Source organism: Streptomyces sp. NBC_01013 (assembly GCF_045162765.1).
Lineage (GTDB): Bacteria > Actinomycetota > Actinomycetes > Streptomycetales > Streptomycetaceae > Streptomyces.
This window is the reverse complement of record NZ_CP108687.1, coordinates 4,039,521-4,053,144: the sequence shown is the minus strand read 5'-3', so window position 1 is coordinate 4,053,144 and position 13,624 is coordinate 4,039,521. Positions and strand designations below refer to the sequence as shown.

The 13,624-nt window shown below is 71.2% G+C and carries 12 protein-coding genes, 2 tRNA genes and 2 pseudogenes; 8 read left to right on the top strand and 8 right to left on the bottom strand.

The annotated features are described in order from the left end of the window. Positions 1-150: 150 nt before the first annotated feature. Positions 151-609 (bottom strand): SSI family serine proteinase inhibitor, encoded by a 459-nt coding sequence (locus OG538_RS17550; protein ID WP_406094627.1) that lies wholly within the window; start codon positions 607-609, stop codon positions 151-153. A 224-nt stretch (positions 610-833) separates the two neighbouring features. On the opposite strand from OG538_RS17550, the gene OG538_RS17545 reads away from it, so the two are divergent. Both OG538_RS17545 and OG538_RS17540 read left to right on the top strand, forming a co-directional pair. Then, a tRNA-Ser gene (locus OG538_RS17545) sits at positions 834-924 on the top strand. 219 nt (positions 925-1,143) lie between these two features. Beyond that, positions 1,144-1,216, top strand: a tRNA-Arg gene (locus OG538_RS17540). Positions 1,217-1,294: 78 nt separating this feature from the next. On the opposite strand, the pseudogene OG538_RS17535 reads toward OG538_RS17540, so the two are convergent. The 3 genes and pseudogenes from OG538_RS17535 to OG538_RS17525 all read right to left on the bottom strand — a co-directional run. Continuing rightward, a pseudogene (locus OG538_RS17535) lies at positions 1,295-1,528 on the bottom strand (site-specific integrase); the annotation flags it as partial. Between the two features lie 56 nt (positions 1,529-1,584). Next, positions 1,585-1,956: pseudogene (locus OG538_RS17530) on the bottom strand (DUF2637 domain-containing protein); the annotation flags it as partial. 5 nt (positions 1,957-1,961) lie between these two features. Beyond that, positions 1,962-2,144, bottom strand: coding sequence for a hypothetical protein (locus OG538_RS17525; protein WP_406094625.1), 183 nt, complete (start codon positions 2,142-2,144; stop codon positions 1,962-1,964). Between the two features lie 697 nt (positions 2,145-2,841). On the opposite strand from OG538_RS17525, the gene OG538_RS17520 reads away from it, so the two are divergent. Both OG538_RS17520 and OG538_RS17515 read left to right on the top strand, forming a co-directional pair. Continuing rightward, positions 2,842-3,258 (top strand): hypothetical protein, encoded by a 417-nt coding sequence (locus OG538_RS17520; RefSeq protein WP_406094623.1) that lies wholly within the window; start codon positions 2,842-2,844, stop codon positions 3,256-3,258. Positions 3,259-3,839: 581 nt separating this feature from the next. Further along, on the top strand, positions 3,840-4,259 hold the full coding sequence (locus OG538_RS17515) for a hypothetical protein (protein WP_406094621.1): 420 nt from the start codon (positions 3,840-3,842) through the stop codon (positions 4,257-4,259). Between the two features lie 152 nt (positions 4,260-4,411). Here OG538_RS17515 and OG538_RS17510 read toward each other — a convergent pair whose 3' ends face one another. From OG538_RS17510 to OG538_RS17495, 4 genes are all read right to left on the bottom strand, one after another. Further along, positions 4,412-5,638, bottom strand: coding sequence for an NAD(P)/FAD-dependent oxidoreductase (locus OG538_RS17510; protein WP_406094620.1), 1,227 nt, complete (start codon positions 5,636-5,638; stop codon positions 4,412-4,414). Positions 5,639-5,731: 93 nt separating this feature from the next. Next, positions 5,732-6,676: an RNA polymerase sigma-70 factor gene (locus tag OG538_RS17505; RefSeq protein WP_406094618.1), complete on the bottom strand. Its 945-nt coding sequence runs from the start codon at positions 6,674-6,676 to the stop codon at positions 5,732-5,734. Between the two features lie 115 nt (positions 6,677-6,791). Further along, positions 6,792-7,784, bottom strand: coding sequence for a tetratricopeptide repeat protein (locus OG538_RS17500; protein WP_406094616.1), 993 nt, complete (start codon positions 7,782-7,784; stop codon positions 6,792-6,794). 65 nt (positions 7,785-7,849) lie between these two features. Beyond that, positions 7,850-9,247 carry an FAD-binding oxidoreductase gene (locus OG538_RS17495; RefSeq protein ID WP_406094615.1) on the bottom strand — a complete coding sequence of 466 codons (1,398 nt, stop codon included), beginning with the start codon at positions 9,245-9,247 and terminating at the stop codon, positions 7,850-7,852. 140 nt (positions 9,248-9,387) lie between these two features. Here OG538_RS17495 and OG538_RS17490 point away from each other — a divergent pair, with 140 nt between their 5' ends. The 4 genes from OG538_RS17490 (at position 9,388) to OG538_RS17475 (ending at position 13,617) form a co-directional block, all read left to right on the top strand. Continuing rightward, positions 9,388-10,287 carry a DUF2797 domain-containing protein gene (locus tag OG538_RS17490; protein ID WP_406094613.1) on the top strand — a complete coding sequence of 300 codons (900 nt, stop codon included), beginning with the start codon at positions 9,388-9,390 and terminating at the stop codon, positions 10,285-10,287. Positions 10,288-10,322: 35 nt separating this feature from the next. Further along, entirely contained in the window at positions 10,323-11,198 is an 876-nt protein-coding gene (locus OG538_RS17485) for an amidohydrolase family protein (RefSeq protein ID WP_406094611.1), read from the top strand. A 93-nt stretch (positions 11,199-11,291) separates the two neighbouring features. After that, positions 11,292-12,032: a response regulator transcription factor gene (locus tag OG538_RS17480; RefSeq protein ID WP_136329682.1), complete on the top strand. Its 741-nt coding sequence runs from the start codon at positions 11,292-11,294 to the stop codon at positions 12,030-12,032. Beyond that, complete coding sequence (locus tag OG538_RS17475) at positions 12,025-13,617, top strand: ATP-binding protein (protein ID WP_406094608.1); 1,593 nt, start codon at positions 12,025-12,027, stop codon at positions 13,615-13,617. The genes OG538_RS17480 and OG538_RS17475 overlap by 8 nt, the downstream gene beginning before the upstream one ends. Positions 13,618-13,624: the final 7 nt, after the last annotated feature.

Below are 13,624 nucleotides of genomic sequence, written 5' to 3'. Positions count from 1 at the left end.
CTCAGGCTGTCACTGGAGGAGTCTAAAGGCTGGGGAGGCACAAGGGACGGCGGATGAGGGGGAGCTCTCACCAAGGTTCTGTGCATACGGTGTACGACTCTGGCCCATTACGTGCACCGCCGGTCGCCCTGGCGCGGGTACAGCCGCAGCTCACCGGACGTTCGGGAGCACCGGCCGCATGTTGTTCCAGCGCCCGATCTCGCACCCGTTGGTTCGCTCGAACGTGGAGTCGACGCTTCGCCCCTGCCACGTTCCGGTGATCCGGGCGGTGGCCGCTCCACCGAACTGCTGCGTGCACATCGCGTTCCGGGACACCGGAGCGAACGGGTCCGTGCTCTCGCCCGGCAACTGCGCCAGCCGGTCGCAGGCCTGCTGCGCCGCGGGGTGGCTGCCACCCACCGGATCGCATTCCAGCTCGTACGTGCCGTCGGCCTCCGGGTTCCCCGACCCCGAGACGACCACGGTGAGATGCGTGCCCGGTTCGTCGTTCTGCAGCACGGGCAGCGGCAACGGCAACGGAAGAGGACCGGCCACGGCCGTCGCCGACGGGGCGGCGGCGGACAGCGCGGCCAGCGACACGACGGCGGTGAGGGCGAGACGACGCATCATGCGGACTCCTGTGGTCGTGCGTGTCGTCGGCACCGGGCCGGCGACGGAGAGAAGCGAGGGCGGGCGCCCCGCCATGACTAACGCTCCGCACGCCACGGCGTTGCGCAACCGCAGGCGCTTTGCCCTCGCGGCCGACTGCCTAGTACCGTAGGCAGCGATTGGTGACGCAGCGCTCAGCTGTGACATCATCTGCACGCACCACCCGCGCTCGCGCGGGGTGTGCTGGAGGCGTCGCCTAGTCCGGTCTATGGCGCCGCACTGCTAATGCGGTTTGGGTCTTAAAGCCCATCGAGGGTTCAAATCCCTCCGCCTCCGCTTGATCACCGAAGCCCCGAGCCGCTGGCCGGGGCTTCGGTCGTTCCTGGGCTGGGGCGGGGCTGGGGCAGGGCCGCGAAGGGGCCGTGCGGGGGTGTCTCGAACCGGTGTTCTCGCAGCTCAGCAGCCGTACGGCTAATGGATTTCGCGTCACGGCGCAGGTCATGTAATGTTGTTCTCGCAACGCCGACGGGGCAGAAAAAAGCCCGGGACGCACAAGCACTCGTAGCTTAACGGATAGAGCATCTGACTACGGATCAGAAGGTTGCAGGTTCGAATCCTGCCGAGTGCACAGCAGGCCGGAGGCCCTCAGGAGAAATCCTGAGGGCCTCTGGCGTTGTCCGTACAGCAACGAAGTACAGCAACCGTGTCAGCCGGTGCCACCCACCGCGTCGGAGAGCCGGCCGATCGCGTCCTGTACCGCTTCCTCGCTCGCTTCGGCGTAGACCTCCATCGCCATGGCGATCTGTGAGTGCCGAAGAATCCGCTGAGCGATCTTCGGATGCACCTTGAGAGCGACCAGCGGCGAACTGCAGGTATGCCGGGTGTTCCGCAGCGGGATGACCCGGAGGCCGGCCCGGCGAGCCCTGAGCGCGAACATCCTCCGGGCTCGGTGCTGGTGGAGTAGCGGTGCAGGGTCTGGCCGGTGGTCCTGTGCTTCGGCTCCTCGGCGGAGTGCGAGTGGGCAAGGAGAGTGCCGCCGAGGAAGGCGAGCGCGGGCCATCCCGCGATGCCGAACCGCAGCCAGGCCGGCGGGTGGCTGAGGTCGAGGAATCCGGCGGTCGCGACGTTGGCACCCAGCGAGGCGAACAGCGCGATCAGGAACCAGCTCCAGGCCAGCCGGGACGGACCCTCGCTGCGCAGGCGTCGCCACGCGGCGACCAGGAGCAGGTCCACCGAGATCGGGTAGGCCCAGGCCTTCCAGCCGTCCTGCCCGGCGGCGTTGGCGAGGTCGTGCATGTGGGCGAAGGACAGGGCACCGGCGATGACGGCCTGGACCAAGACGGCATCGATCCGAAGTCGCGAGGTCATGACGGTCACCGCGCTTCGGGTCGGCCGTCGGCCACCGCGATGGCCTTCAGGACCAGGGCGAGGTTGGTCGTATCGAGGCCGCTGACGGCATCGCCGAGCTGGATACGTGCGGCGGCGTCGGCAAGGGACGCGGCGATGAACAAGATGCCCAGCTCCCCGCTGGAGGTGGGCAGGTCCTTGGCGTCCAAAGCCTCGACGACCTTGGGCGATGCCGTACGCCTCAGGGGCGGGGCTGGAGTAGTCGATCAGGAGCAGGCCGGGCCTCTCGGCGAGCCGTTTGATCCGCAGGTCGTGGTCGTTGAGGAGGCCGATCGAGGCGCGCAGAGCGGGGGAGCTGTCCGCCGTGGCCTGCCACCGTCTGAAGTCCGTCCGCAGGCGCCACTCGCAGCTGCGGGCTGACGGTGAGGTAGCGGCGCGGCACCTCCATCTCGGCTCGGCGCAGGCCGACCCAATGCAGATGCGCGGCCTGAGCCTCGCGCGGTGGCGGCGCTGCGGTGTGCGGGTGGGCGTAGGCGAGGGTGTCCCAGCCGTCGTCGGCGAGCAGGAAAACGATTGCCTCGAGCGCGTTCATCGGGGCTCTCCACCGCCTGCCGCAGGCATCGAGGTCACCACGGCGGGTGCCCGACCAGCGCTGCGGGGACGCGCCCCCGCCCCTGCGGTTCCTGGACACCGTCTCCCGCTGCTCTGGCTGCCGAACGCTACCCCCCGTACGCGGCCTGCGCGCAGCGGCATCAACGCAGGCACGGGCGCCCGGTGGCGCGGGACTCACGATGGTCTACCTGCTATAAACCCACAGGAGCATGATTCATTCATGCGCATGACATGAGGAGATCTGTGCGAATACGACGTGTCCTTACTGCCCTGGGTGCGGGAGCTGCAACGCTCATGCTCGTTGCAACCGACGCATCCGCAGCCACCGTTGAGATAGACCACGCCACCGCCTCGCCCATGCCCGAGGGCAACAGCCAGGTATGTGCCGAAGGTGGCTGGTACACCGGCAATGGCAGCCACCGCACCGTCGCCTGCTTCATGAAGACGGGCGACTGGTGGGTGATCACCGACACGCAGTCCGACGGCTACTCGGCAGTTGCTCTGTGGCAGGTCACCAACGGTTACGGGGACGTCGTACGGCAAGGGCGCGTGTACCACACCGCCGGCTGGGGCGAGACCCGCTACGCGAACAAGAACTACCCCGAGGGCTACGACCTTTCGATCAGGGCATGCGTCGGGCACTGGAACGGTGGGGACAGCCCCACCGTCTTCACGGAGGGATGCAGCGCCCCGGTGTACACCACCACCTGACGGGTTAGTCAGTAGAGCAGCCCCGGCAGGGCATTCGAAACCCCGCCGGGGCTGCGGCGTACCCAGAGCCGTCCACGTCCGCACCCCCGGCGAACCTGACAAGCCCGCCCACGGTGGCTGACACCAACGCCTGACACCAACAGCCCCGAACAGCAGCGGTTGGCGTCGGATCCCAGCGGATGGTCAGCCCGGGAGCACGGCCTATTGACCATCGTCACCGAGGCCCCGTGATCGGCCTGATAAAGATGAGGCCAGAACCCACAGTCGGCCTTTTCCGCGGGGCGCCACCCTCGGCCGAAGGATGGCGCCCTGCGGCTTGACCCACCGCATTCCGCTTCGCGGCCGACCTTGGGTGGCCGAGTCACCGTCAGTGCGCCGGCCGGTCGGGTCGAGGGGCGTGGGTGTTGATCGTGCCGAAGCGCCTCGCGCGCCGGCGCGGCGAATTTCCAGCAGGCAGCGACCGTCAGGCGGACGGGATCGTTCCAAGCGCGTCCGCAGGATGTCATGACTGCGTCACCGCTACGGCCCCGGCGCCACGCTCCCCCCACCATGTCCCTAATCGAATCACGCCAGGGGGGACCATGCGCATCCGCACCACCACCGCGGTCATCACCGCCGTACTCGCCTTCACCGTCGTCGGCTGCAGCAGCGACGACGGCAGCGACAGCGAGGCCGGCCCCACCAGGAGCAGCACATCCGAAGGGACGAGTCGCGCGGACGACAGTGGCACCGCCCAGGACACCGGCCTGCCACCTGCACCCACCGGCGCGGAGCGGGACGCCGTCCTTGCCGCCGTCAGGGACGTCAACGGCAACCTCACCCATGACGAGGACAAGGCCATCGACGCCGCCCGCAACCAGTGCGCGGCCCTCGACGGCGGTGCCGCGAACACGGATCACACTGCCGCGCAGCGGTTCTCCTACGGCGGCGTCACGCTGACCGATGACGACGGCAGCCACATCAACATCGGGCTGCGCAAGACGCTCTGTCCCGCACCCTGACGTCGGCGGTCGCCTGAGGAGACGGCTGAGGAGGCGACTGAGGGGGCGGCAGACCCGGGGCCCTCAGGAACAGTCCTGGGGGCCCTCGCGCTGCCCGTCCACGTCGTCGGTGGCGATACCGATGTCGGCCACCTGCTGAGATCGGGCCCGGGTCAGCTGCGCTCGGCGACAGGGGCAGGTGCTCCGGCGGCCGGCGCCGTCACGGGGACGGGGGCGCGCCGGACGACCGGCCGGCGCCGGGCCGGAGCGCCGAGGGTGGGGTGGGCGACGCCCCAGGCCGCACCCTTGCAGACCAGTTCCTTGTAGGCGGCGGCCAGTTTGCCGGTCAGGGCCGCGCGGACGGCGCGGTCGTCGGCGGTGACGTACTGGATGAGCCCTTCCCTGCGGCCCAGCGAGATGCACTGGTTGAAGTAGCGGAGCGGGGTCTTCGGCAGCTTCGTGCCCGACAGGCGTGCCGCGATGGCGTCGGCGGCCTGCCACGCGGTGGGGACGCCCGAGGCGCAGGACATCCGCAGGGGCTTGTCACCGGGGCCCGCCACCAGGGCCGCGTCGCCGATGGCGTACACGTCCGGGTGAGAGTGCGACCGCATGGTCGCGTCGACCACGATCCGGCCGGTGTCGGAGACCTCCAGGGTGGTGGACGCCGCGATCGGGTGCACGGCGAAGCCGGCGGTCCAGACGGTGACGGAGGCGGGGATGGAGGTGCCGTCCGCGGTCGTGACGTGGTCGGCCGTCACTTCCGTGACGGCGGTGTGCTCGTGGACGGTGATGCCGAGCTTGCCGAAGACCTTCCGCAGGTGCTCGCGGCCCTTGGGCGAGAGCGTGTCGCCGAGGCCACCGCGGGAGGCGAGGGCGATGTCGAGGTCTGGGCGGGCCTCCGCGAACTCGGTCGCGGCCTCCAGCCCGGTGAGGCCGCCACCGATGACGAGCACGTGCTGTCCGGCGTTCAGGCCGGCGAGGCGTTCGCGCAGCCGGAGTGCGCCGGGGCGGCCGGAGATCTCGTGGGCGTGCTCGTCGGTGCCCGGGACGCCCTGGCTGTTCCAGCCGCTGCCGAGGGCGTACACGAGGGTGTCGTACGCCAGTTCCTCCGTGCCGGACGTGTCCACGACCGTGACGTGCTTGCGATCGGCGTCGACGGCGGTGACCTTCGCGTACTTCAGTACGACGCCGGTGCCCGCGAACATCTTGCCGAAGGGCCTGGATGCCAGCTCCTGGCCGGCCGCCAACTGATGCATCCGGACACGCTCGACGAAGTCGGATTCGGCGTTGACGAGGGTGATGGAGACGTCTTCGCGGCGCAGCCGCTTGGCAAGGCGGCCGGCGGCGATGGCTCCCGAGTATCCGGCTCCGAGGACGATGATGCGGTGCTGCTGCTGCATTTCCCTGCTCCTGTCTCGCGCGGGTTCGCCTCTTGAACCGGGCAGCCCGTCGTTTCCTGACAGGTGAGAGATGTGAGCCACGTCACATATTGGTCAGAAGGCGCTGAACAGCGGGTCTCCGTGATCCGAGGCGGCCCACCGCAGGGTCGCGCGTTCGAGCTTGTCGGGGTTGACCTGGTTCCGGAATGCCGCGATGCCGTCGGGGGTGATCTCCAGGCACATGACGCCGATGACCCGGCCGTCGATGACCGCCAGGACGGCGGGGGCGCCGTTGGCCGTCGCGACGTAGACGTCGGGTGAGCCGCCGGCGATGTCGCGCTTGGCCTTGCCGGGCTTGAACAGGCCGCGCAGGAACTTCGCGACAGCGAGGGCGCCCTCGAACGCCTTGGCGCGGGCGGGGACCTTGCCGCCGCCGTCGCCGACCGAGACGGCGTCCTCGGTGAGCAGCCGCACGAGCGGCTCGGTCCGGCCGCTGGTCGCGGCCGCGAGGAACTCCTCGACGATCCGCCGTGCGGCGGCCTCGTCGATCTCGGTGCGGGTCCTGCCGTCCGCGATGTGCTTCCTGGCCCGGTGGAAGATCTGCTGGGCGGCGGCCTCGGTGATGTCGAGGATCTCGGCGATCTCACGGTGCGGGTAGCCGAACGCCTCCCGCAGGACGTACACCGCCCGCTCGTTGGGGGAGAGGCGCTCCATGAGGGTGAGGACCGCGTACGAGACGGAGTCGCGCTGCTCGACGGTGTCGGCGGGGCCGAGCATCGGGTCCCCGGCGAGCAGCGGCTCGGGGAGCCACTGGCCCACATAGGTCTCGCGCCGGGCGCGGGCCGACGTGAGCTGGTTGAGGCACAGGTTGGTGAGGACCTTCGTCAGCCAGGCCTCGGGGACCTCGATCCGGTCCACATCGGCGGCCTGCCAGCGCAGGAAAGTGTCCTGCACGGCGTCCTCGGCCTCGCTCGCGGAACCGAGGAGGCGGTAGCCGATGGCCTCCAGGCGCGGCCTGGAGGCTTCGAACCGCTCCACGTCCTTCACGGTCAGGCGCATGGCCCGGATCCTAGCGCTCGCGGTGCGCGCGGCCGGGGAGTGGCGGGTGAGGGTGAGGTGTCCGGTGGGTGCCCTCTGCGGCTCCGCCTCGCCGGGCTCCCGTGCGGCGGCGTGTTCAGTTCCCGGTGCCGCGGGCCTCGGCCACGAGGTCCGGGGGCAGTCCCGGCCCCGCGCACGCGTAGTCGATCAGCAGGTCCCGGTAGGAGGTGTTCGCCAGGTCCGGTGCCAAGGCGATCAGTCCCCGCAGGTCGTCGGGCGAGCCGGACAGACGCGTGCGGTAGGCGGCCGCGGCGGCCCGCAGGGAGACTTCCTGCGGTTCGTGCCGCAGACCCTGTTCGGCCAGGCTCGCAGCTGCGGCGAACTCGCCCTGCTCGGCACGTACGTCGCCGAGGTCCAGGTAGAGGGACCAGCTGCCGGGGTCCAGGGCGAGTGCGTCCTCGAAGGCCGCGGCCGCCTGGCCCAGATCGCCCATGGAGCGCCAGGTGCTTGCCCGGGCCACCGCGGTCCACATGACGCGCTCGACGGCGTCGGCGCGGTCGCACAGGGCCAGGGACAGTTCGTAGCGGCCGCAGGCCCGTGGCAGCCTGGCCATGGCGGCCAGCGACTCCGGCACGGGACTGCGTTCGGCGACCCTGGCGATGGCGTGGAACCAGGGCGCGAACCGCTCACGCATCTGCTCGTCGTCCAGGTCGTGGGGGCGGTCCAACACCCGCAGGCACGCCTCGGCCAGGGCCTCGGCACTCACCGTGCCGAGAAAACGCGCATCGCCGAACCAGGGCGCGGCACCCCACGGCACGTCGGGCCGCGCTCCCGTGACCGAACCCAGGGCCATCGCCGCGTCGTCCATCTCCCCTTCGAGGAAGAAGAAGTACGCCTGCGCCAACACGCTGCTCAGGGAGCCGTCCCCTTCGAGCACCGCCGTCAGTTCGGGGCGCCGGTCCCGCCACAACTCGGCGAGGCAGGCGTAGGGTTCCGTGGCAGCCGGCGCGGAGGCTATCGCCCCGACCAGGAATCTCACGGCGCCGGCCGGACTTTCGCCGCAGTGCGCGAGGACACCGGCGAGGGCGACGCCGGCAGCGACGGACTGATCCTGCTTCGGCTTCGTCATGGCCGGACGTTATCCGTGGCCGGACCGTCGGTGAGAGGTGAGCGGCCCCCGGTGCCCCGAACCTCTCAGGCCGCGGCAGGCGTGATGTTCTGGTTGGCGCTGAAGAAGTTGTGCGGGTCGTAGGTGCGTTTGGCCGCGGCCAGACGGTCGTACGTGTCGCGGTAGGTCGACCGCACCCGATCCGGGGCCTCCGCCTCGCCGAGGAAGTTGACGTACGCGCCGCCCATCGAGTGGGGGTGCAGCTCGGTCCAGTAGTCGACGCACCACTGGCGGATCACTTCCGCGTTGGCGGGGTCGGGGTCGATGCCGGCGATGACGCCGGACCACACGGCGTCCCGGTAGGCCCAAGGGGTCGCGTCGGGGGCGACCCGGTGGGCGGCTCCGTCCACCGGGTACAGGTGCATCGTCGACAGGCCGGTGGGGAGGTTGCGGCCGTACTTCGCGTGGACCTCGATGGCCGCGTCGGAGATGGCGTCGAAGAAGTCACCGCGCCAGTACCACTGCAGGCCCTTGGGGATCAGGCCGTCGAACATGGTCTGGAGGGCGGGGTAGGGCATGGGGCTCGTGAAGTGGAAGGCCGGTGGCGCGGGGTCGTTGACCGTCGCGAGGGCCTCCTCCAGCTTGCCCTCCGCCAGGTCGCCCGTGTAGCACCAGACGACGCCACACATCTTCTGGCCGTGGATCTCCTCCGGGAACGGGGGCCCCGGCGGGATGGTCAGGAGCGCGAAGAAGCCGTACACGTCGTCCGGGGCGGCGGGCAGGAAGTCGCGGTACCAACGCAGTACCTCGGCCGTGCGGTCGACCGGCCACACGGTCACCCCGACGCCGACCGTGTCCACCGGGTGCAGCTGGTACGTGAACGAGGTGACCACCCCGAAGTTGCCGCCGCCGCCCCGCAGCGCCCAGAACAGCTCGGGATGGTCCGTCGCGGACGCGGTGACGAAGGTGCCGTCGGCCAGGACGACGTCCGCGGAGAGCATGCTGTCGACGGTGAGGCCGAACGCGCGGGTCAGATAGCCGTGACCGCCGCCCAGCGTGAGGCCGCCCACGCCCGTGGTCGACATGATCCCGGCCGGTACGCCGAGACCGAAGGTGTGCGTGGCGTGGTCCAGATCACCCAGCTGCGCACCCCCGCCCACCTGCGCCGTTGCGGCCTCGGGGTCGACGCTCACCCAGCGCATCGGCGAGAGGTCGAGGGTCAGCCCGTCCTCGACCAGGCACAGGCCCGGTCCGCTGTGGCCGCCGCCGCGTACGGCCAGTTCGAGTCCCGCGTCCTGGGCGAAGGCGAGGGTGGCCCGCACGTCCGCCACGTCCGTGCACCGCGCGATGGCAGCCGGGCGCCGGTCGATCATGGCGTTGTAGAGGCTGCGGCTCTCGTCGTAGTCCGTGTCCCCCGGCGTGAGGACAGGCCCCCGCAAGGTCGTGCGGAGACCGTCGAGAGCAGTGCCGTCGATGCTGGTCATGGTCGAACACCTCGGAAGTTCCTGGTAGCGCACCTAGCCCCCCTTCCAGTGTGACGCAGGTCACATTGATGGGCCAGATGTGGGAGCATGGTGGGCTCGCATCCGTCTGTATCCACGTCCAGGAGTCCGGGAGTTCGCGCATGGGGTGGCAGTGCACCGGCCTTCGCTGGCCCGACGAGCGGGGCGGGCCCGTGCTCGGGTGGCGGAAGGGGCCGCATGTGCGGGCCAGCGCTCTGGCGTACGGGACCGAGCTCGGGTTCCGGGCTGTCGGGGAGCGGACGTGCGTCGGCGCACGGGGGAACGCGTGTCCGTTGGCTGCCCCGGTGCCGGAGCGCAGCGCGGGCGCGCGGTGCGCGGAGTGCGGGCGGCTGGACCGGGCGCATTCGGTGGCCGCCGACACGATCCCCGACGACCCGCGTACGTACCGCGTGTATCTCGCCTGGTTCGGGGCCGGGATGGTGAAGGTCGGGATCACCGCCGAGGAGCGGGGTGCGGCCCGGCTGCGGGAGCAGGGGGCGGTGGTCTTCAGCTGGCTGGGGCGGGGGCCGTTGATGGCGGCGCGGCGGGCCGAAGAGGCGTTGCGGGCCGCGCTCGGGGTGCCGGACCGTATCTCGTACGCGCGCAAACGGGCAGTGCGGGCGGAGCTCCCGGACCCCGCCGTGCGGGCCGCCGAGGTGGCGGACCTGTACGGGCGGGCGGCGGCGCTCGACGGGCGCGGGTGGCCCGAGGCGCTGGAGCGGCTGCCGTTCGAGGCGGTCGACCACGCGGGCGTCTTCGCGATCGACGGGACCGGCGGGACCGGAGGGCCGGGTGGCGTGGTGCGCGCGGTGACCGGGCTCGTGGACGGCGGCGTGGTCGCCGGGCGGCTGCTCGCCGCGGCCGGGCCGGATCTGCACCTGGACGCGGGCGGGCCCGGGATCGTGGTGGTGGACACCCGCCTGATGACCGGCTGGGACCTGGCGGCGGCCTGTGCGGGCGCGGGGGTGAGTGCGCCGACCGTCGTGGTCGGGGGCGGCGCTTCGCAGCGCGGGCTGTTCTGAGATCGTCGGAGGCCATCGAAGGACGGGAGCGCCGTATGAGTGACGACCGCGACGACGTGGTGCGGTTCTGGGAGCGGCTCGGGCTGCCCGGAATCATCGACGTCCACACGCACTTCATGCCGGAACAGGTGCTGCGCAAGGTCTGGGCGTACTTCGACTCGGTCGGGCCGCTGACCGGCATGGAGTGGCCGATCGCCTACCGGCACGAAGAGGACGAACGGCTCGCGCTGCTGCGCTCGTTCGGCGTGCTCCGGTTCACCTCGATGCTCTACCCGCACAGGGCGGGCATGGCGGCCTGGCTCAACGAATGGGCGGCCGGCTTCGCGGGCCGGGTGCCCGACTGTCTGCACACCGCGACCTTCTTCCCGGAGGAGGGCGTCGAGAAGTACGTGACGCAGGCCGTCGAGTCCGGGGCGCGGGTCTTCAAGTCGCACCTTCAGGTCGGGGGGTACGACGCGAACGATCCGCTGCTGGAGCCGGTGTGGGGGCTGCTCGCCGAGGCCGGGGTCCCCGTCGTGATGCACTGCGGGTCCGGCCCGGCTCCCGGCAGGCACACCGGGCCGGGACCGGTCGGCCGGCTGCTCGCCCGGCACCCCCGGCTGCGGCTGATCGTGGCGCACATGGGGATGCCGGAGTACGCGGAGTTCCTGACGCTCGTGGAGACGTACCCGGAGGTGAGGCTCGACACGACGATGGCTTTCACCGACTTCACCGAGGGCTTCTCCCCCTTCCCGGCTGCCGAGCGCGGGCGGCTCGCGGCATTCGGGGACCGGATCCTGCTGGGGACGGACTTCCCGAACATCCCGTATCCGTACGCCCACCAGTTGCACGCCCTGGAACGGCTGGGGCTCGGGGACGACTGGCTGAGAGCGGTCTGTCACGACAACGCGAAGGAGCTCTTCGACTGCTGAGACGGCGGGGGCGGCGGCCGCCTGTGCGTTTTTCTCAGGGAATTCACAGGATCGGGAAAGAACTCTCTCAGGGGCGTCTTCGAGGGTGGGGGCATGACGACGACGACCTCGCCCCAGGGGCGTACCGAACTGCTCAGGCCGGACCGGACCCCCGTCCGGGTGCTGGTCGTGGACGACGAGGCCCCGCTGGCGGAGCTGCTCTCCATGGCGCTCCGCTACGAGGGCTGGGAGGTCCGCAGCGCGGGGGACGGGGCCGGCGCCCTGCGCACGGCCCGCGAGTTCCGGCCCGACGCGGTGATCCTCGACGTGATGCTGCCCGACACGGACGGGCTCGCCGTGCTCGGCAGGCTGCGCCGGGAGCTCTCGGAGGTGCCCGTGCTGTTCCTGACCGCCCGGGACTCCGTGGAGGACCGGATCGCCGGGCTCACGGCCGGCGGCGACGACTACGTCACCAAGCCGTTCAGCCTGGAGGAGGTCGTCGCCCGGCTGCGCGGCCTGATCAGGCGGTCCGGCACGGCAGCGGTACGCAGCGAGTCGACGCTCGTCGTCGGTGACCTGATGCTGGACGAGGACAGTCACGAGGTGAGCCGGGGCGGCGCCAACATCCACCTCACCGCGACCGAGTTCGAGCTGCTGCGCTTCCTGATGCGCAATCCGCGCCGGGTGCTGAGCAAGGCGCAGATCCTGGACCGGGTCTGGAACTACGACTTCGGCGGTCAGGCCAACGTCGTCGAGCTCTACATCTCGTACCTGCGCAAGAAGATCGACGCCGGCCGGACGCCGATGATCCATACCCGGCGCGGGGCGGGATATCTCATCAAGCCCGGTGAGTAGTCGCGCGAAGCGGTTGCGGAGGGGGCCGTGGACCCTGCGGACCAGGCTCGTCGTCTCGGCGGTGTCGCTGATCGCGGTCGTCGCGGCCGTGATCGGCACGGTCACCGCCATCGCCTTCCACACCTACATGTACGGGAAGCTGGACGGCCAGCTGCGCGACATCGCGATGCGGGCCGACCGGGTGCCGGGCGCACCCGCGCCCGGCGGGCCCCGGGGCAAGGACCCGCTCGGCTTCATCGGCATGGGCGGCGGCCAGCCGCTCAAGACGTTCGGCGCGCTCACCGCGGACGGCGAGGTCGCCGATTCGGCGGTTGCCCAGGGCGGCTTCGACGCCTCGGAGAACACCGAGCCGCTGACCGGTGCGCAGGCGGCCGCACTGGAGGCGGCCCACGTCCCCGCGGACGGTCAGGCGCACGACGTCGAGCTGCCCGGGCTGGGGGGTTACCGGGTGCGGGCGGCGACCCCCGCGAGCGACGGCACGACCGTCCTGGTCGGCATTCCGACCTCGGAGGTGAGCGGCGCCCTCAGCACCCTGATCCTCGTCGAGGTCTGCGTCACCGGCGCCGGGCTCATCGCCGCCGGGATCGCGGGTGCCGCCATGGTCGGCGTGGCCCTGCGGCCGCTGCGCCGGGTGGCCGCCACCGCCACGCGCGTCTCCGAACTCCCGCTGCACAGCGGCGAGGTCGCCCTCCTCGAACGGGTGCCGGACGCCGAGGCCGACCCGCGCACCGAGGTCGGCCAGGTCGGCGCCGCACTCAACAGGATGCTGGGCCACGTCGGTTCGGCCCTGGACGCCCGGCAGAAGAGCGAGATGCGGGTACGCCAGTTCGTCGCCGACGCCAGCCACGAGCTGCGCACTCCGCTCGCCTCGATTCGCGGGTACGCCGAACTCACCCGGCGCGGCCGGGAGAACGCCGGGCCCGACACCCGGCACGCCCTCGGACGGATCGAGTCCGAGGCACAGCGCATGACGGGCATGGTGGAGGATCTGCTGCTGCTCGCCCGGCTGGACGCGGGCCGGCCGCTCTCGTACGAGAGCACCGATCTCTCGCCGCTCGTCATCGACGCGGTGAGCGACGTCCGCGTCACGGGCCGGGCCGCCTCCGGGGGCGGGTCCGGCGAGTCCGGGCCCACCCATCACTGGCGGCTGGACCTTCCCGAGGCCCCCGCGACCGTGAGCGCCGATCCGACCAGGATCCAGCAGGTCCTGGTCAATCTGCTGGCCAACGCCCGTACGCACACCCCGCCGGGCTCCACGGTCACGGCCCGGGTGCGCGCGGAGGCCGGGCACTCCTGGGTGACCCTGGAGGTCCAGGACAACGGGCCGGGCATCCCCGCGGAGCTGCTGCCGCACGTCTTCGAGCGGTTCGCACGCGGGGACGCCTCGCGCTCCCGGCACGCCGGGTCGACCGGGCTCGGACTCGCCATCGTGCAGGCCGTCGTCGTCGCGCACGGCGGGGTCGTCGAGGTGCGGTCGGTGCCGGGCGACACGGTGTTCGCCGTACATCTGCCGGCGGACGCCGCTTCTCACGGACCGGCCGGATCCCACTCACAGGCGGACCACAGGCTCACCACACGGGCGTGACAGCCCG

Excerpts from the sequence above, each read along its gene's own strand:
- OG538_RS17500 (WP_406094616.1), bottom strand. The coding sequence starts at position 7,784 with ATGACGAAGCCGAAGCAGGATCAGTCCGTCGCTGCCGGCGTCGCCCTC.
- OG538_RS17505 (WP_406094618.1), bottom strand. The coding sequence starts at position 6,676 with ATGCGCCTGACCGTGAAGGACGTGGAGCGGTTCGAAGCCTCCAGGCCG.
- OG538_RS17485 (WP_406094611.1), top strand. The coding sequence starts at position 10,323 with ATGAGTGACGACCGCGACGACGTGGTGCGGTTCTGGGAGCGGCTCGGG.
- OG538_RS17495 (WP_406094615.1), bottom strand. The coding sequence starts at position 9,247 with ATGACCAGCATCGACGGCACTGCTCTCGACGGTCTCCGCACGACCTTG.
- OG538_RS17490 (WP_406094613.1), top strand. The coding sequence starts at position 9,388 with ATGGGGTGGCAGTGCACCGGCCTTCGCTGGCCCGACGAGCGGGGCGGG.
- OG538_RS17520 (WP_406094623.1), top strand. The coding sequence starts at position 2,842 with ATGCTCGTTGCAACCGACGCATCCGCAGCCACCGTTGAGATAGACCAC.
- OG538_RS17515 (WP_406094621.1), top strand. The coding sequence starts at position 3,840 with ATGCGCATCCGCACCACCACCGCGGTCATCACCGCCGTACTCGCCTTC.
- OG538_RS17550 (WP_406094627.1), bottom strand. The coding sequence starts at position 609 with ATGATGCGTCGTCTCGCCCTCACCGCCGTCGTGTCGCTGGCCGCGCTG.
- OG538_RS17480 (WP_136329682.1), top strand. The coding sequence starts at position 11,292 with ATGACGACGACGACCTCGCCCCAGGGGCGTACCGAACTGCTCAGGCCG.
- OG538_RS17510 (WP_406094620.1), bottom strand. The coding sequence starts at position 5,638 with ATGCAGCAGCAGCACCGCATCATCGTCCTCGGAGCCGGATACTCGGGA.